This is a genomic window from Hugenholtzia roseola DSM 9546 (assembly GCF_000422585.1).
In the GTDB taxonomy this organism is placed as follows: Bacteria; Bacteroidota; Bacteroidia; order Cytophagales; family Bernardetiaceae; genus Hugenholtzia; species Hugenholtzia roseola.
The window spans coordinates 190,459-208,032 of the sequence record NZ_KE383880.1 but is presented as its reverse complement, the minus strand read 5'-3'; the positions used below and the strand labels follow the sequence as shown (position 1 = coordinate 208,032).

General features: G+C 44.2%; 14 protein-coding genes and 1 tRNA gene. 9 read left to right on the top strand and 6 right to left on the bottom strand.

The window, feature by feature from the left end; all coding sequences use genetic code 11:
• Positions 1–17: 17 nt before the first annotated feature.
• Together pdhA and G500_RS23485 are read left to right on the top strand one after the other, a co-directional pair.
• The gene (gene pdhA, locus G500_RS0113235; protein ID WP_027002900.1) at positions 18–1,049 is read left to right on the top strand and encodes a pyruvate dehydrogenase (acetyl-transferring) E1 component subunit alpha; all 1,032 of its coding nucleotides are present in this window, start codon (positions 18–20) and stop codon (positions 1,047–1,049) included.
• Positions 1,050–1,271: 222 nt separating this feature from the next.
• A complete protein-coding gene (locus G500_RS23485) occupies positions 1,272–1,904 on the top strand; it encodes a 2-thiouracil desulfurase family protein (protein WP_051203580.1) in 633 nt (210 codons plus the stop codon).
• A 27-nt stretch (positions 1,905–1,931) separates the two neighbouring features.
• Here G500_RS23485 and G500_RS0113225 read toward each other — a convergent pair whose 3' ends face one another.
• Positions 1,932–2,777 carry a potassium channel family protein gene (locus G500_RS0113225; RefSeq protein WP_027002899.1) on the bottom strand — a complete coding sequence of 282 codons (846 nt, stop codon included), beginning with the start codon at positions 2,775–2,777 and terminating at the stop codon, positions 1,932–1,934.
• 729 nt (positions 2,778–3,506) lie between these two features.
• Between G500_RS0113225 and G500_RS25125 the strand changes: the two genes are divergently transcribed.
• Positions 3,507–5,387 carry a caspase family protein gene (locus G500_RS25125; RefSeq protein ID WP_051203578.1) on the top strand — a complete coding sequence of 627 codons (1,881 nt, stop codon included), beginning with the start codon at positions 3,507–3,509 and terminating at the stop codon, positions 5,385–5,387.
• Positions 5,388–5,516: 129 nt separating this feature from the next.
• Here G500_RS25125 and G500_RS0113205 read toward each other — a convergent pair whose 3' ends face one another.
• Positions 5,517–6,752, bottom strand: a complete 1,236-nt coding sequence (locus G500_RS0113205; protein WP_027002897.1) for a Glu/Leu/Phe/Val dehydrogenase dimerization domain-containing protein — start codon at positions 6,750–6,752, stop codon at positions 5,517–5,519.
• 194 nt (positions 6,753–6,946) lie between these two features.
• Entirely contained in the window at positions 6,947–7,933 is a 987-nt protein-coding gene (locus G500_RS0113200) for a DUF6268 family outer membrane beta-barrel protein (RefSeq protein ID WP_154657155.1), read from the bottom strand.
• A gap of 358 nt (positions 7,934–8,291) precedes the next feature.
• On the opposite strand from G500_RS0113200, the gene dprA reads away from it, so the two are divergent.
• Positions 8,292–9,422, top strand: a complete 1,131-nt coding sequence (gene dprA, locus G500_RS0113190; protein ID WP_027002895.1) for a DNA-processing protein DprA — start codon at positions 8,292–8,294, stop codon at positions 9,420–9,422.
• A 237-nt stretch (positions 9,423–9,659) separates the two neighbouring features.
• Positions 9,660–9,732, top strand: a tRNA-Thr gene (locus G500_RS0113180).
• A 103-nt stretch (positions 9,733–9,835) separates the two neighbouring features.
• On the opposite strand, the gene G500_RS0113175 is transcribed toward G500_RS0113180, so the two are convergent.
• Positions 9,836–10,426 (bottom strand): NADH-quinone oxidoreductase subunit NuoB, encoded by a 591-nt coding sequence (locus G500_RS0113175; RefSeq protein ID WP_086047905.1) that lies wholly within the window; start codon positions 10,424–10,426, stop codon positions 9,836–9,838.
• Positions 10,427–10,927: 501 nt separating this feature from the next.
• Between G500_RS0113175 and nhaD the strand changes: the two genes are divergently transcribed.
• A complete protein-coding gene (nhaD, locus tag G500_RS0113170; protein ID WP_027002892.1) occupies positions 10,928–12,268 on the top strand; it encodes a sodium:proton antiporter NhaD in 1,341 nt (446 codons plus the stop codon).
• A gap of 129 nt (positions 12,269–12,397) precedes the next feature.
• Entirely contained in the window at positions 12,398–12,808 is a 411-nt protein-coding gene (locus G500_RS0113165; RefSeq protein WP_027002891.1) for a MaoC family dehydratase, read from the top strand.
• Positions 12,809–12,942: 134 nt separating this feature from the next.
• On the opposite strand, the gene groL is transcribed toward G500_RS0113165, so the two are convergent.
• Together groL and G500_RS0113155 are read right to left on the bottom strand one after the other, a co-directional pair.
• On the bottom strand, positions 12,943–14,592 hold the full coding sequence (gene groL / locus G500_RS0113160; protein WP_027002890.1) for a chaperonin GroEL: 1,650 nt from the start codon (positions 14,590–14,592) through the stop codon (positions 12,943–12,945).
• 100 nt (positions 14,593–14,692) lie between these two features.
• Positions 14,693–14,971: a co-chaperone GroES gene (locus G500_RS0113155; protein WP_027002889.1), complete on the bottom strand. Its 279-nt coding sequence runs from the start codon at positions 14,969–14,971 to the stop codon at positions 14,693–14,695.
• A 380-nt stretch (positions 14,972–15,351) separates the two neighbouring features.
• On the opposite strand from G500_RS0113155, the gene G500_RS0113145 reads away from it, so the two are divergent.
• Both G500_RS0113145 and dapA read left to right on the top strand, forming a co-directional pair.
• Positions 15,352–16,191, top strand: coding sequence for a glycosyltransferase family 2 protein (locus tag G500_RS0113145; RefSeq protein WP_161626136.1), 840 nt, complete (start codon positions 15,352–15,354; stop codon positions 16,189–16,191).
• Positions 16,192–16,368: 177 nt separating this feature from the next.
• Complete coding sequence (gene dapA, locus G500_RS0113140) at positions 16,369–17,238, top strand: 4-hydroxy-tetrahydrodipicolinate synthase (protein ID WP_027002887.1); 870 nt, start codon at positions 16,369–16,371, stop codon at positions 17,236–17,238.
• The last annotated feature ends 336 nt before the right edge of the window (positions 17,239–17,574 follow it).

The window sequence follows — 17,574 nt, the reverse complement described above, 5'->3', positions numbered from 1 at the left end:
ACCAATACACACAAACCATGGCGAAAGTAAAAGAGAAGAAGGGTAGCAAAGAAGCCACCCCCACCACTTTTTCTAAGGAAACCTACCTCAAATGGTATGAAAGCATGCAACTGATGCGCAAGTTTGAGGAAAAGGCAGGACAACTTTACGGACAGCAAAAGATTCGCGGTTTTTGCCACCTCTATATTGGGCAGGAAGCGTGTGTGGCAGGTGCTGCCAGTGCCTTGACTCCCGACGATAAGTGGATTACGGCATATCGCGACCATGCGCACCCCTTAGCAGTAGGGGCTTCGCCAAATGCGATTATGGCAGAGCTATACGGCAAAATTACAGGTTGCTCGAAAGGTAAAGGTGGTTCTATGCACATGTTTGATAAAGAACACAACTTTTTGGGCGGACATGGTATCGTAGGCGGACAGGTGCCGCTGGGTGCAGGCATTGCTTTTGCTGAAAAGTATTTAGGCACGCCCAACCTTTGCATCTGTTACATGGGTGATGGCGCAGTTCGACAAGGTGCTTTGCATGAAGCCTTTAATATGGCGATGCTTTGGAAACTGCCCGTTATCTTTGTCATCGAAAACAATGGCTATGCGATGGGAACTTCGGTAGAGCGTACTTCGAATGTTACCGAACTCTACAAGTTGGGTTTGGCGTATGACATGCCTTCCGAAGCGGTAGATGCCATGAGTGTAGAAGCCGTACACCTTGCCGTAGAAAAGGCAGCAGAAAGGGCGCGAAAAGGTGAAGGGGCAACCTTGCTCGAATTTAGAACTTATCGCTACAAGGGACACTCTATGTCTGACCCTGCCAAATATCGCACACGCGAGGAGGTAGAAGCCTACAAAAAACTTGACCCCATAGAGCAGGTACGCGCAACGCTTTTAGAAAAAGGATTTGCTACCGAAGCCGACTTGGAGGCGATTGATGATAAAATAAAGGCGCAGGTGGAAGAATCGGTGCGCTTCGCCGAAGAATCGCCTTTCCCTGACCCTGCGGAAGCCTTTAAAGACGTATATGTGCAGAGCGACTACCCCTACATCATGGATTAGAAATTTCTGAACCTCTGCCCTGCCCTCTTCCCAAAGGGCAGTGGTGTTCAATTCTAAAAAACAGACACAAATGTAGGGACAAGGCATTGCCTTGTCCGAAGTAGGATTGAAATAAAAAAGGGTTCAAGCCAAAAACAGACCTAACACGACTATAAAATGGTTAGGTCTGTTTAAAAAAAATTTTTACTTTTTTGAAAAGATAGCATCTTATTTTTTAATGTTATGAAAAATCAGACAGGAACAAGCCACGATTTTATTAACAACCTTCGCCTTCCTACCAAAGAAAATCCGCTACGCATCTTGATGAGCGCGTGTTTGGCAGGTGTGCCTTGTGGTTATGACCAGACGGCAAATGGGGTTTATCCCAGCGCACTCAAAATTTTATCGTATCCTACGGCGAAAGTCATACGCTTTTGTCCCGAAGAGTTTTCCTTTGGTTCGCCACGTGCTATGTGTGATATACATGGGGGCGATGGCTTTGATGTTTGGGAAGGGCGTGCCAAAGTTCTGACTTCAGACGGCGAAGATTGGACAGAAGGCATGAAAGCGGCTGCCGAAAAGATGTTGGCGTTGGCGGAAAGTGAAGCCATAGAAATAGCCGTTTTGATGGACATTAGTGCGGCTTGTGGCAGTACAGTGGTGTATCAGGGCAATCGCTTTGCAGCGGAGAAACGCTATCAGGCAGGTGTGGGTGTGGTTACTGCCCTCTTGCGCAAGTCGGGTTTTAGGGTAATAAGTCAGCGCGATTTTGCTTCTTTGGAATTGCTTTACGCCAAATTAGACCCAAGCCACTTTGTAGATAGCCAAAAAATAGACCATCAAGAAACAGAGTGGTATCAAAACTATTTTAAGTAAAGGTTTGAAAAAAGGTTTAAATAGTTGTTATTCATGTGGTAGTTTTTTTCCACAATGGGGACAATAATCGTAGGGATAGGCGTTTTTGTGCGTATGCCTCTTGCGCAATTTCTTGGCTTCTTGCAGTTTTTCCAAAAAGCCTGCACTCAAAATACTGGTAGGCAAAGCCACAATGCCAATCCCTAAAAAGGCAATTACGCCATTGAGGAGTTTGCCTAAGCCCGTTATGGGTACGACATCGCCATACCCTACGGTAGTCATCGTAACGACTGCCCACCAAAGCGTATTGATAATGTTTGGGAAATGAGGATTTTCCTCCCCCTCGATGTAGTACATCAGCGTAGCGGCAATGATGAGCAGAATTTGGGCTAAAAGTAGCGTCGTGAGCAGTTCGTCGCGTTTTTCGGCAATTACCTGCCCTACTAAGCCTAAGGAGCGCGAATAGCGTTTGAGTTTGAGCAGGCGCACAATTCGCAAAACACGCAAAAGGCGAAGCAGGCGCAAATCGCCCCAACCCAACATGGGCAAAAAGAAAGGCAAAATTGCCAATAGGTCTATAATGGCTAAGGGCGAAAAAACATAACGTAAGTAAGCAATCCCGCGATGTTTGTACTTATATTTGGCGGGTGCGCTAAAAAGGCGGAGCAGGTATTCTACCGAAAAAACGTAAATCGTAAAGTATTCAAAAGAGAGTAAGTATATTTTATAAGAGCTTTCAATATCTTTGTATGATTCTATTACAGTTTCTACTACACTTAAAATGACTAAAATAATAATAAAAACATCAAAAATCAGGCTTGGCAGGTTGCCTTTTTCATGCTTTTCTACGATATTGAAAACGCGCTCTTCCCAGTATTGGAGTTTTGGGTTCATAAATGAGAAAATAAAAAGTGATAAATATTGAAATGGGATTAGAAGACCAGATAGAAAAGGCGGATAGAGGCGGCTATTTTTGTTTTTCCTGCCAAAAGCAGACAAACAAAAATAGCTTAAAAAAGCCAAATTGCAAAAAAAATGCCTTTACAGCCTAAGCAACTAAAAATATTCTTTTGCACCCTAAAACGAGCTTTTTACGCTCAATTTCTTACTTTTTACGACAAAAAAAGGTCGGCGAGCCTACTTTGTAGTTTAGCTTCTTACTCTTTCTTGTGCTTTTTGCCCTTATTTTTATTGAAAAAAACTTGCACGTGTAAAATCTTTGTATTAGCTTTGCGTTTGAGTATTAGGCAGTTGCTTTTTATTCGCACACGCTTTTACCAGACTTGATAAGGACGATTACTAAGTATTATTTTTTTACAAAAAATCGCGCACGTGAATTAAACTCTACTTCTCAAACCCTTTTCTGCCGCCTTTTTAGCTTATTCAAACCAATGCCCTAACGAGGCTTTTTTTGGCTTTCCTAAAAAAAAAGAGGCAGAATTTTGTTTTTTCAATTCAATTCACTATCTTGTCGTTAAAATCCTATTTCTTCTTTGTATTCTCTTATTCGGTCTGCCGAAAACTGCCTACTGAATGGGTTTCTGTGATTCTTCACAAACCTCCTACCCCTTACTACTACCTACTCTTCAACAATTACACTCAAATACTAAAAAGAGCTACGCCATGAATTTTTATCAAATGAACAAGCGCGTGCGAACTTGGACATTGGCAGCCTCCCTAACATTGGGCTTGGGTACGTTCGTCCTTCCTTCCACTCCTATCTATGCCCAAACGACGCAATACGCGCGTCATGCAGAAGCCGAAGCTGATGCTTTTTTTGAAAAAGGGTATTACGAGTTAGCACTCAAAAACTACCTGCTTTCCTTCCAACAAGATAGGCAGGCGCACCATCTGCACTACAAATTAGGGCTAACCTACTATCATTTAGCAAATTATCAGAAAGCCGAAGACCATTTTAATTGGGTCGCGGTCTATAAAAGAGAGGCGAGTTTCGCTGAATATTATTTTTGGCGCGGTGCTACTAATTTTTGGCTAAAAAATAGCAAAAAAGCCGACGCTTTCCTACAAAACGCCAAAGCGCAAGGCACATACATGCAAGGCGGTCTATATCTTTATTTGGCAAGAAATGAAGAATTGCGCAAACAGACCAATTTGGCACGAGAATATTACCTCAACGCCCTCAATGAGGCAGGTGGAGCTTTCGAAGTGGAAATTTATGGGCAGGCACTGTGCTTTTTTCGCGAAAAGGGAGATGCCTCAAATTATTTCAAGTATGCCAATACTTTGAGAGAAGAACTCAAAGCACAGGTCAGTCAGATTGAGCCTTTCCAAAGCCACCTTTTTAATGTAGGCAGGTATCTCTCAAAAGAATCTAAGTTTTTGTTTATCAACCCTGAAATTTCCGAAAAGAAAGAAAACCTTGTTATCAGGGTTTCCGACCCACGTTTTGTACTACAAGCCAAAATCCGTACAGGTTTTGAGTTGGAAAAAGCTTGGGTGCGCCGTCTGAAAACAGAAACGCCTATTTTAGCTTCCAATCGCGGACTTCTGACCGATAACAATAAATCTTACAATGAATATATCATTTCGGAGGAGGTCTTTTTAGAGCCGGGTATCAATAAAATTACGGTCTGGTGCAAGTACAAACATTTTGACCGCGTTTTTACTTCGCACGAAGTAGAAGTGCATTACGACCCTGCTGCACCGCTCGTAGTGGCAGACGCGACAGCGAATCATTACTCACAGGCTTTTGAGATGTCATTAGAGCAACAAAAAGACTTAGAGATGGCGAAGAAAAAGCCCAAGATTTGGTGTGTATCCGTCGGTATTTCCGACTACGCGCATGAAAAAGACCTTCAATATAGCAAAGATGATGTCTATCTCACCGATAACTTTTTGGTGTCTGTAAAAGGCGGTGCTATTCCTGAAAAGCAAAGAAGGCTTTTAGTAGATAGCAAAGCCACAAAACCTGCTATTTTGGCGGCTCTTAATCAGTTGGCGCGTCAGGCAGGTGAAAACGACATTTTTATGTTTTATTTTGCAGGGCATGGCATAGAAGGTTATTTTGTCCCTTACGAAGGCGTAGGCACTAATAAGCGCACCCTTTTGAGCCACCAAGAAGTTTTGAGCGTCTTTGACAATTCGAAAGCCAAACAAAACATCATCATCGCCGATGCCTGCCATGCAGGAAGCCTCGAAGATGCAGCCCACCACAATACACGCTCTTTGGGAAGCACTTTTGCACTCGATTCTTACTACAAGCGCATTACGGAGGCAAAAGGTGGCAGAATGCTCTACTTGCTTTCCGCAAAATCTAACGAGTTAGCCATCGAAACGAGCCAAAACGGGCAAGGCGTTTTCACTTTCTACCTTTTAGAAGGTTTGAAGGGAAAGGCAGATTTTGACAAAAGTGGCTATGTAGAGGCAGAGGAAATTAGCGCGTATGTCTTAGAAAAGGTTGCGCAGGCGACAGGTTACAGACAAAACCCGATTATTGGGGGCGATTATGACCCAAGACTGCCCCTCTCTTTGGTCGTGGAATAGGATTTGATAGTCAAGAGTTGGTCAAAGTTATGACCGAAAAGGGCTTATCACAAGGCGCGTTTAATCTTGCCTTATGATAAGCCTTCTTTTTTAGGTCGGAAACCAGAAATGACTTTCAAAAAATGACTTTTAAACCAATACTTTCAAGGCAATTTCGAAAGCCGTTTCCGTTAGGCGCGTTTTTTCGGGATTGAGGGCGCGTACTTTTTCTAAGGCTTCGAAGATGATGCGTGAGGTATCTTCGAAGATGCTCTTATCGCTCATATCTACCTTGTCTTGGCTCATTAAATAGGCAAAGACACGTGCCATGCCGCAGTTGGCGATAAAGTCAGGTATCACCGAAACACTTTGGTCGGCATATTCGGCTATCTTGCCTACAAAAATTTCAGGGTCGGCAAAAGGCACATTTGCGCCCGAAGAAATGACTTCTAAGCCGCCTTTTTGCATGCGCTCGATTTGCGCCTTCGTAACCAAACGTGAAGCCGCCGCAGGGATAAAAATTTCCGCGCCGATGTCCCAAATTTTTTCGCTAACGGTTTCAAAAGCGAGCATGTCGGCGTGATGGAGTTGATTGCCTTTTTTATCTAAAAAGAGTTGTTGGATTTCTTCGAAAGAAAACCCTTTTTCATTGAGCAGTCCGCCTTCTCTATCGATGATACCGACGATTTTCACACCTTTTTGTGCCAAATAGAAAGCGGCGGCACTGGCTACATTGCCCCAACCCTGAATGATGGCGCGTTTTTGGCTCAAATCCTGTTGGTTTTGCCAAAGTTGGTAGTAGTGAAAAACTGCCGAAGCTACGCCATAGCCCGTAATCATATCGGCAACGGTATATTTGCGGCTCAAATCAGGCGTATAGATGGCATCATCTAAGACTTTGATAACACCATAACGAAGCTGCCCAATGCGGTTGATTTTCTGGGGTTTGGTAGGCTGAAAGTGTCCTGTAAATACGCCTTCTTGTGGATGCCAAACGCCACAACTTTCCGTAATGGGAATGACCTCGTGAATTTCATCTACGTTCAAATCGCCTCCTGTGCCATAATAACTGCGCAAAAGCGGCGCAACGGCTTTATACCACCTTTCCAAAACGCCTGCCTTGCGCGGGTCATGCGGGTTGAAATTGATGCCTGATTTTGCCCCCCCAATGGCGGGACCTGAAACGGTAAATTTTACCTCCATCGTTTTGGCAAGCGATTTTACTTCGTGCTTATCCAAACCTACACGCATGCGCGTGCCGCCGCCTGCCGCGCCACCGCGCAAAGAATTGATGACCACCCAGCCGACAGCTTCTGTTTCGCTGTCGTGCCACTCGAAAACGATTTCGGGTTCTTTATTTTCAAATTTTTGTAGCAACTCGCGCATGGCGGTGCTTGTGCTTGTCTGATGTGTGTTCATGGGTCTAAGGATTTTAAGGTTCTGACTTTAAAGGTAGGAAAAATCTATCAAACGGGGATTGTCGAGGGCAAAGATGACCTGTCAAAAATTATTGTCGTTTGTAGGGACAAGGCACTGCCTTGTCCTAACTTGTATTGAAATAAAATTTGAAAACAGTAGCCTTAAAAATCGTTGCCAAAAAGTTTTGAGCTTACCACACCCTTGCCCAAATCCATGCGCAGGGCAATGCCACCGTAAAAAGTGGCAGGAACGGTGTGTTTGAAATACTGTTCGTTTTGGTCTTGTAGGTAGAGATTGCGGAAAAGGGCATAGCCGCCTTCGGCTTCTAATTGCCAACGGCTACCGATTTTATAGCTTACCATCAGCCCCGACCGAAGGTGCGTATAGTTTAGGTTTGGATTTTGAAAAGTAGGGTTTAGGTTTTGGTTTCCTATCCAATTCAAGTTGGGTATGATGCCGCCCCGAAAACTTAGCAGGCTTGTTGTCCAATCTACATTTAGTTTTTTATTGATTTTGTAGCTCAAAGTGGCTTGGGCAGGCAGCAAAATTTGCGTCGTTAGGTTTTTGGCAATCTTACGATTGATACCCAAAAGCGGCACAGGCAGGAAGCGTTTGTATTGATAAAGCAAGGCTACCCCATAAATATTGTGTTTGTAGATGCCCTTGATTTGTAGCTTGGCAAAGGCAGCGATACCAAAGGGGTGCATCTGGTCTAAACTTTGCCCTTCTTGCACAAAGCCCAAGTTGAGGGTATAAAAATATGCCCCTTTGAGCAGTGCGCCGCGAATCCCCGAAATACCGATAGAGGCGTTGTAGAGGCGCGAATTGGGGCTTGCATATTCTACGTTTGGGGTGCGAAAGCCTGTATTGAACGTTAGAAAATGATAGGAGGCTTTCAAAGAAAGGTCTTGTAGGCTTGCTTCCACTTTTCCACTCAAAGGCACAACGGCATTGAGCGAGTAGCGGTTCATCTGAAAACGGAGGCTATCATTGATGGCTTGCGAGGGCAAATAGTCCATGCCGAGTCGGACATGAGGGCGAAAAAGAAAGCCTAAGCCTATTTGTTGAGCCTGCAAAGACGCATTTTCCATCGAAGCCCAAAAAAGAAAAAGGCACAGAAAGCGAAAGAGTAGGAAGGAGGGTTTCATAAAAAAAGAAGAAGGATAGGAGTAGAGAAAAGACAAAATAAACGCTTTTTTTGGAAACAACAATTTCTATTTTTTACTTTCGAGCAAGATTAAGCAAGATTGGGCAAGATAAGGTAAGATTGGGAAAGAAGAAGGCAGCCGAAATATTTTTGCCCTTACAACTAATTTTATCTGCATACCAAAATGCTGAAATTTTAGCAAAAATGCTATTTTTGTGAAAAAATTGCCTTTCAAACTTCAATCGCTACTTTTTGAGCAGTAGAAATCGTCTGATTGAAGCAGGCGCAGTGCCTTAGTTGCAAGTGTGTTTTGAAATTTAAAGTCTTATTTGTTTCTTTTATTTTCCTTTTCTTTTTGTATGGCAGATTACGAATCTCTTTTTTATGAAGTTGCGCTCTCCTTAGTGCCGCAGGTGGGAGCTAAAAGTGCAAAAGCCTTGTTTGCGCATTTTGGTTCGGCGCGAGAAGTTTTTGAGCCAAAGGCGGCGCGTGAGGTAGCACACTTTTCAGGATTGGCGCAGGCTGCCGAAATTTCGAAGCGTTTGCAACAGGAAAAGGATAGCTTTTTTTCTAAAACCGAAAAGATTTTGCGACAAGCGGCACAGAATCAGGTAGAAATTATCTGTTATACCGAAAATCGCTACCCTAAGCGGCTACTCAATAGCCACAATCCGCCTTTTTTGCTCTACTACAAAGGGAAGGCAGATTTGAATCCTCCTAAAAGCGTGGCGATTGTCGGGACGCGACAGGCTTCGGAATACGGGCGCAACCTGACGGCAGAAATTGTAGCCGACCTACAACCTTATCAGCCCTTAGTGGTGAGCGGTTTGGCGTATGGGATTGATATTGAGGCACATAAAAAGGCGTTGCAGGTGGGTTTGCCTACGGTTGCGGTTATGGCGAATGGCTTGGATAAAATCTACCCTGCCTTACATCGCCCTACGGCGCAAGCCATGATAGAAGAAGGCGGACTGCTTACAGAGGATACTTTTGGCGTAACGGCACAGCCGACGCGCTTTCCACAGCGAAACCGAATCATTGCCGCCTTAGCCGATGTCGTCATTGTGGTAGAAGCAGCCCAAAAGGGCGGCGCACTCATTACGGCGCACCTTGCCAATGATTACAATCGAGAGGTATTTGCGGTAGCAGGCAGAATTACAGACCCCAGCTCTGCGGGTTGTAACCATCTTATCAAGACCCACAAGGCGCACCTTTATACAGGTATTGAAGATATTGAATATATTTTGAAATGGGATATGGATAAAATGGCGCGTCCTTCGCACAATCTTATCCTTTTTGACAACCTCACCCAAGAAGAGAAACGCATTGCAGCACAATTAAAAGAGGCAGGCAATACGTTACACATCGACGAGATTGCCCTTCGAACCGAACTGCCACTTAATCGTTTGGCTTCTGTATTGGTAGAAATGGAGATGAAAGACTACATTAAAGCGTTACCGGGCAAAAAATTTCTCTGGCGCGGACATTGATTTTTTTGTCTAAATTCCTGATTTTGAGGCTTTTTTGAAAATGAAATGCGCAGAAAGCGAACAAAAAATAAAAAAATGCTTTTTTTTTCGCCTTCCCTCTTGACAGCAATTCTAAAAAGCACTACCTTTGCATCACAATTCAACGCAAGGCTATTCAAATCGTTTTCAAAACCGTTTTCGATTGCTTTTCGAATAAAACTTGTATCTGAAAAGTAGTACAAACGTTACTACAAAAAAGCCTCCTTAGCTCAGTTGGTAGAGCTACTGATTTGTAATCAGTAGGTCGGCGGTTCGAGTCCGTCAGGGGGCTCAAATTTCAAACCCTAAAAGTCGATAAGATTTTTAGGGTTTTTTGTTGGATTTTATGAAAGGAAAAGGAATTAGTCTGTTCGAATCTATAGATTGATAGCTACCTAAGTTTTATTCCTAATTTTTTCCTGCAACTGTAAAATCGCCCCTACTAAGGCTTCGGGTCGGGGTGGGCAGCCTGCCACATAAACATCGACGGGAATGATTTTATCAACACCTTTGACAACGTGATAGCCATGCTGCCAATAAGGTCCTCCGCAATTAGCACAACTGCCCATCGAGATAACATAACGCGGCTCTGCCATCTGTTCGTACAATCTTTTAATGCGGTCTGCCATTTTGAAGGTAACAGTGCCAGACACGATAAGCACGTCTGCCTGCCTTGGTGAGGCACGTGGAAAAACCCCAAACCTATCTAAGTCGTAAGCCGAACTATAAGCCGACATCATCTCTATGGCACAGCACGCCAAGCCAAAACTAAGCGGCCAGAGCGAGGAGGCACGCGCCCATTTGAGTAGTTCGTCTAATTGCGCCCAAATAAGTTCGCCTTCGCCTGTCTTGATGGCAGGGGTAGCGGCAAGGGTAGGAAGTTCGAGGGAAAATTGAGGCGAAGTATCGGGCGAACTCTTGTTAGAATTGTCGTCAGAATTGTCGTGCAAAATATGGCGGGAATTAGGGTCGGATTGGGGAAACATCTCGAAAGGGAGGCAGAAAAAGAGTCGGGTATCAAAAAGGCATCAAGATAAAAGTCTGCTAAGACTATGCTAAAACAAAGATAGGATACAGATGGGACAAGGCAAAGATACGAAAAGATGGGCAATTTTGGCATAGGATAAAAGGTAATCGAGATTGAAAAAAAATTAAAAACGGGTGAAAATGACAAAAATTGAAATTTTATTCACACGCTTGCATTTGGCAAATCGCTAAGGTTAAGTATATTTGCATTTCCTTGAAGGCTTTAAAAGAGGCAAAAAGTAGAAAAAACAAGCCAAAAAGTGGGTCTTTGCTTCTATCAGACGAGTCTTGTGGTTTTGTAAGCCTGCTCTGCCCCTTACTTTGTATCCTACTTAGATTCCTTTTAGGTTCAAAATAGACCCCGTTAGCTCCCTATTAGACTAAAATCCAAATAAAAGAGCAAGCACCCTGCTACAGCTCATTTCAATTAACCCTCTTATCATAAATCAAACCCTAACAAAATGACCCTCCTCGAAATCTTAGCTATAGTCGTGTTCTGCTTAGGATACTTGGCTATCGCTTTGGAGCATAACCTCAAACTCAATAAGGCAGCTCCTGCGCTACTTATCGCCGTCCTCTGCTGGACGCTTTATGTGGTAGGCTTTTTAGACGACGAAAAGAAGCTACACAGCATCATTCACGGCGATTTATTGCATCATTTAGCCGAAACAGCGCAAATTCTATTTTTCCTTCTGGCAGCCATGACGATTGTAGAAGTCATCGATGCCCATCAAGGTTTCGAGATTATCACCAAGCGGATTCAGACCCAACGAAAGCGGACACTCCTCTGGATTATCTGTTTTGTAACCTTCTTTCTCTCTGCCGTTTTAGACAACCTAACCACTTCTATTGTAATGGTTTCGGTCTTGCGAAAGTTGGTGAGCAAGCGCAATGATAGGATTTTCTACCTTAGTATGGTCGTCATTTCTGCCAATGCAGGTGGGGCTTGGTCGCCTATCGGGGACGTAACAACGACGATGCTTTGGATTGGCGGACAAATTACGGCTTCCAAAATTATCGTTACCCTGATTCTGCCCAGTTTGGTCTGTATGATAGTGCCGCTTTTTGTGGCGGGTTTGCAGCTAAAAGGCAAATTAGACCCCATAGATTTGGGTAAGATGGCAGAAAAAGGAGGGCATCATAAAGTAGATGTGCATGACAATGAGCGCAACCTGATTTTTGCCTTAGGCGTGGGCGGCTTGCTCTTTGTACCTTTATTCAAAACCATTACGCATTTGCCGCCTTTTATGGGGATTTTGTTTAGTTTGGGCTTAGTCTGGACAGTAACTGAAGTTTTGCACCAACGCAAAGACGACAACAACGCCGCCGACAATCTTTCTGTTATGGCGGTCTTGCAGCGCGTAGATGTGCCAAGTGTGCTATTTTTCTTAGGTATTCTATTAGCCGTCGGTGCGCTACAATCTATGGGAATTTTAGGCGATTTGGCACAGTGGCTCGATAAAACGGTGGATAATTATCATATCGTCGGACTTATTTTGGGCTTGCTCTCTGCCCTTGTGGATAACGTGCCACTCGTCGCCGCCTCTATGGGTATGTATCCTATTTCAGAAATAGCAGGTTCGCCTTATGCGATTGATGGCGCATTTTGGCACTTTATCGCTTATTGCGCAGGTACGGGCGGTAGCACCCTCATTATTGGCTCGGCAGCGGGCGTGGCAGTCATGGGCATGGAGCATATCGACTTTATTTGGTATCTCAAACGCATTGCTTGGCTTTCTATTATCGGCTATGTGGCAGGTGCGGCTTGTTATATGGCGATAGAGTTTTTGTTTTTGGTCTAATAGGGTATAAAAATAAACGCCTTCGCTTTGTTCGCCCTATGCGGATAAGGCGAAGGCTTCTTCCCTACCCAAAAGCTATTTGGTTTTATTTTTCAAATTATTTATTTTCCAACTCCAAAAAATACTCACATGGCTTTATTAGAAGTGGGCAATTCTTACCGTCTTCCTTTTTCCTACACCCAAGAGCAGGTCAATCGTTTTGCCGAAGTTACAGGCGACAACAACCCTTTACACAGCGACGAGGCTTATGCTGCCACTACGCCCTTTAAGCGTCCGATTATGCATGGCTTTTTAGGGGGGAGTGTATTTTCTAAAATCTTCGGGACACTTTTTCCCGGTGAAGGTACGGTCTATCTAAGCCAAAACCTGCGTTTTATGCGTCCTATGTTTGTAGATACGCCCTACGAAGCCGTCCTGACAATTAGCGAAATTGATAGAGAAAAGCATCGCGCTACGGTGCAGACGCAAGTTATCGATGTCAATTCGGGCAAAGCAACGATAGAAGGCGAAGCGATTGTGATGCACCTCGCCAAGCTATAAGTACAATCATAAAAAAACAAACGCTAAATGGTGTTTTTACCAATTTTTATTTTGCTTTCAATTTGAAAAAGAAAAAACCTTATAGATTTTGGTCTATAAGGTTTTTTAGCAGGTTGAAAGTCGTGTTTTTCAAATTACATCATATCCATTCCGCCCATTCCGCCACGTGGCATAGCTGGCTCGGCTTCTTTTGCATCTGGGTCTTCGGCAATGACACACTCGGTAGTGAGTAGGAGCGAAGCGATAGAAGCGGCATTTTCAAGGGCAAGGCGTGTAACCTTAGTAGGGTCGATGACACCCGAAGCGATAAGGTTTTCAAACTTATCTTCGCGTGCATTGTATCCAAAATCCGCGCTGCCTTCTTTTACTTTTTGTACGATAACCGAAGCCTCAAGCCCTGCATTGCCTACGATAGTGCGCAAAGGCGACTCTACCGCTTGGCGAATGATGTTCACGCCTGTTTCTTGGTCTAAATTTTCTACCTTGCCGTTGGCGAGGGTAAGGTCTTTTAGGGCATCGATGGCGCGAATCAAGGCAACACCTCCCCCAGGCACTACGCCTTCCTGTACGGCAGCGCGTGTTGCGTGAAGGGCATCATCTACGCGGTCTTTTTTCTCTTTCATTTCTACTTCGGTAGCAGCACCGATATAGAGAATGGCTACGCCGCCTGCCAATTTCGCCAAACGCTCTTGGAGTTTTTCGCGGTCGTAATCAGAGGTAGTTTTTTCAATTTGCGCTCTAATTTCAGCTACACGACGCTTGATGTTGTCGCTTTCGCCTGCGCCATTGATAAGGGTAGTATTGTCTTTGTCGATGGTGATTTTTTCGGCTCTGCCCAAATAATCTAAGGTAGCATTTTCGAGCTTATAGCCTCTCTCTTCCGAGATAACTGTGCCGCCTGTCAAGATGGCAATGTCTTCGAGCATCGCCTTTCTGCGGTCGCCAAAGCCGGGTGCTTTTACGGCTGCAATGCGGAGTGCGCCACGAATCTTATTGACAACCAAAGTAGCGAGGGCTTCACCATCTACGTCTTCGGCAATGATAACCAAAGGCTTGCCTGTTTGTACTACTTGCTCTAAAACGGGCAATAATTCTTTCATAGCCGAAACTTTCTTATCATAGATAAGGATAAAGGGGCTGTCGAGTTCAGCTTCCATCGTTTCGGTGTTGGTTACGAAGTAAGGAGAAAGATAGCCGCGGTCGAATTGCATACCTTCTACGGTCTTGACTTCGGTTTCTGTGCCACGCGCTTCTTCTACGGTGATAACGCCGTCTTTGCCTACTTTGTCCATCGCATCAGCAATCATCTTACCGATTTCGTTGTCGTTGTTGGCAGAAATAGAGGCTACCTGTGCAATTTCGTTAGAAGAGCTAATAGGGCGCGACTGTGTTTTGAGGTGCGAAACAATGGCAGTAACGGCTTTATCCATACCACGCTTCAAATCCATAGGGTTTGCGCCTGCGGCTACGTTTTTCAAACCTGCATTAAAAATGGCTTGTGCCAAAACGGTAGCGGTGGTAGTGCCATCACCAGCAGTGTCGGCAGTCTTAGAGGCTACTTCTTTGACTAGCTGCGCACCCATATTTTCTACGGGGTCTTTCAATTCAATTTCTTTGGCTACGCTCACGCCGTCTTTGGTTACGGTAGGCGCACCAAACTTCTTATCGATAACTACATTACGACCCTTGGGACCCAAGGTAGTCTTGACAGCATTGGCTAAGGTATCTACACCTTTTTTGAGTTTTTCTCTTGCTGAAATATCGAATGTTACTTTTTTTGCCATAATATAAAGAGAGTATGAAAATGTCGAGTTGAGAAACGAAATAAAGAAACGGAAATGTACTAAAAAAAGAACCTAAAGCTCGAAATATGACGAAGTGCGATTAAATAACCGCATAGATGTCGGCTTCGCGCATAATCAAATAATCCTTGCCATCGATGGTAATTTCTGTACCAGAATATTTACCATACAATACAGCATCGCCTACCTGTACGGTGAGAGGCTCGTCTTTTTTACCAGCACCTACGGCTACGATAGTGCCGCGCTGGGGTTTTTCCTTTGCGCTGTCAGGGATGATGATACCACCTGCGGTTTTTTCCTCTGCGGCAGCAGGCTCTACGACTACGCGGTCGGCTAAGGGACGAATAGATAGCTTGGACATATTAGCTTTAACTGTGTTTAGTGTTTGAAACAATGAAAACAAAAAAACAAATTCCGTCTTTTGGCGCAAACTTTTCGAGCGAAACATATCGCGAAAAAGACGCGCAAGAGAGGTGAAAGGAGTTAGTGAAAGCCCGATTTGGCGTTTCTGATATGCCTTTTTTCATGAAATGTGCCAAGCCTGCAAAGAAGCCTTTTTTCGTACTCTTTTTCAGTAATTGGCACAAGCAGGCTATAAAAAGCGGCGAAAAAGTTTTTTTTTGGCAGAAAAGAGCCGACTTTTTTTCAGAAAGCCTGACATTTTGTCGTATTTTGGATTTCGAAAATGTAGCGCGAAGCTCCAGCTTGGCAAGAAAGGCATCACAAACTTCGCCCCCCAAGATGCTTTCGTTACTTTTTGTACCTTTGCAGGGCTTTTATACCAAACAAACCCACAAGAGAGCAAAATTAGAGATGAAACACAAAGTCAGTGCGGTACTTATCGTGATGAATGAGGCGGCGATTTTGGAGAATACCCTTCGAGCCTTGCAATGGTGTGATGAAATTGTGGTCGTAGATTCGGGCAGTACCGACGGTACGGTCGCCCTTTGCGAGCAGTACGGTTGTAAGGTATTCTACAAAGCCTTCGAGGGTTTTGGCGAGCAAAAACGTTTTGCCGTAGCGCAGGCGGAGCATGAATGGATTTTATCAATAGATGCCGACGAGGTACTTTCCGAAGGGCTGCAAACCGAAATACAGGCGGCGTTGGCACAGCCTCATATTGCAGAGGCTGGTTTTTATTTGCCACGCACGCTTATTTTTTGGGGCGAAAAAATCCGTTCAGAATACAAAGTGCCTTGTTTGCGCCTTTTTCATCGCCAAAAGGGTGAGGTTACGCCTGATAAGGTGCATGAAACCATCAAGGTCAGCGGCGAAATTGGCAGTTTCAAAAATCCCATTTGGCACGATAGCTACCGCAGCATACACGACTATTTTCATAAATTTAATAAATATACAACCTTAGCCGCCCAAGAGATTTTTCACAAAAAAAAGGGGAAAGGCAAATGGCTCATTGTGGTCAGATTGCCGATAACGTTTTGCCAACTTTTCTTCTTGCGAGGTTGTTTTCTCAATGGCTTTGGCGGTTTTATGTGGTCGCTTTTTTCGGCTTTTTATCCTGTGGTCAAATACATTAAGGTTTTAGAATTGGAGCGAAAGGCAGCGAAGGAAAAGCCAAACTAATCCGAAGAGGTTAAAAAAGAAGTCCTAAAAAGCGTGAAATTTATCCGAACTTGCTTACTTTTGACTACTTTTGTCTGTTTGGGATTGCGCCCTGCCTGCTAAGGGGCAAAAAGGGCTTCTCCTACCTTCCTACTTGCTTATTATTGACTGTTTGTTTCCGTTTTCCCATATTGCTTTATGAATCCAATCCAAGGAGTGGGTGTAGCCTTAGTTACGCCTTTTCGCCCCGACGGGGCTGTAGATTATCCAGCCTTAGAACGGCTTTTGGCGCATACTTCGCCTCATGTAGATTTTTGGGTCGTGCATGGCACAACGGGCGAAGCCGCCACTACGACGCGCCCCGAAAAAAACGAAATCTTTGATTTTGTCCGTAAAAACAACCCACGCCGCCTGCCCTTAGTGTATGGTTTGGCATGGAATGACACGCGCCAACTTTTAGAACTTTTAGAAAAAACCGATTATCAGGGTGCAGATGCCTTTCTTTCGGCTGCTCCTGCCTACAACAAACCCTCCCAAGAAGGGCTGTATCGCCACTTCAAAGCCTTAGCCGATGCCGCGCCTGCCCCTATTTTGCTTTACAATGTGCCAAGCCGCACGGCTTGTAACATGACGGCGGAAACCACTTTGCGTTTGGCGCAGCACCCTAATATTATTGGCATCAAGGAAGCCTCTGGCGATTTGGGACAGTGTTTGGATATTTTGAGGCACAAACCCGCTCATTTTCAGTTACTTTCAGGCGATGATGCTCTCACAGTGCCGCTTATTTCTATGGGTGCGACAGGCGTAATTGGGGTCTTGCCTAATGCCTATCCGCAAATTTTTAGTCAGATGACCCATTTGGCGTTAGCAGGCAAGTATAAAGAAGCCGCTCAAAAATTGTATCAAATTGCTGATATTCTACCTTTACTTTTCACAGAAGGCAATCCTACGGGAATTAAAGCAGTATTGAAACTATTAAATATTTGCGAAACAACGGTGCGTCTGCCTTTGGTAGAGCCTACGGATAAGCTCTTGAAACAGTTAGAAGAAAAAATGAAAAGTTTGTAAGTTTTTTAGTCTGATTGGTATTTTCCTTCCTATCAAAACCCTATAAGTTTATCGTTCAAAAAAATACTTTTAGCGTACATAGGCGTAGGGATAAGGCACTGCCTTATCCCTGCGTGCAAGTTATTTTGTGTAGGATTTGGGTAGAAGAAGGGCGAAAAGTCGAGTTTCAATTTGGCTTGTTTTTTTGTATCTTTGTCGGAAAACTAATAAGATTATGAGCAAAAAACTAATCCGTTTCGACTGGGCAATGAAAAAGATGCTGCGCCACAAGGCAAATTTTGGCATCTTAGAAGGTTTTTTGTCCGAATTATTGCGTTTTGATGTAACAATTCAAAG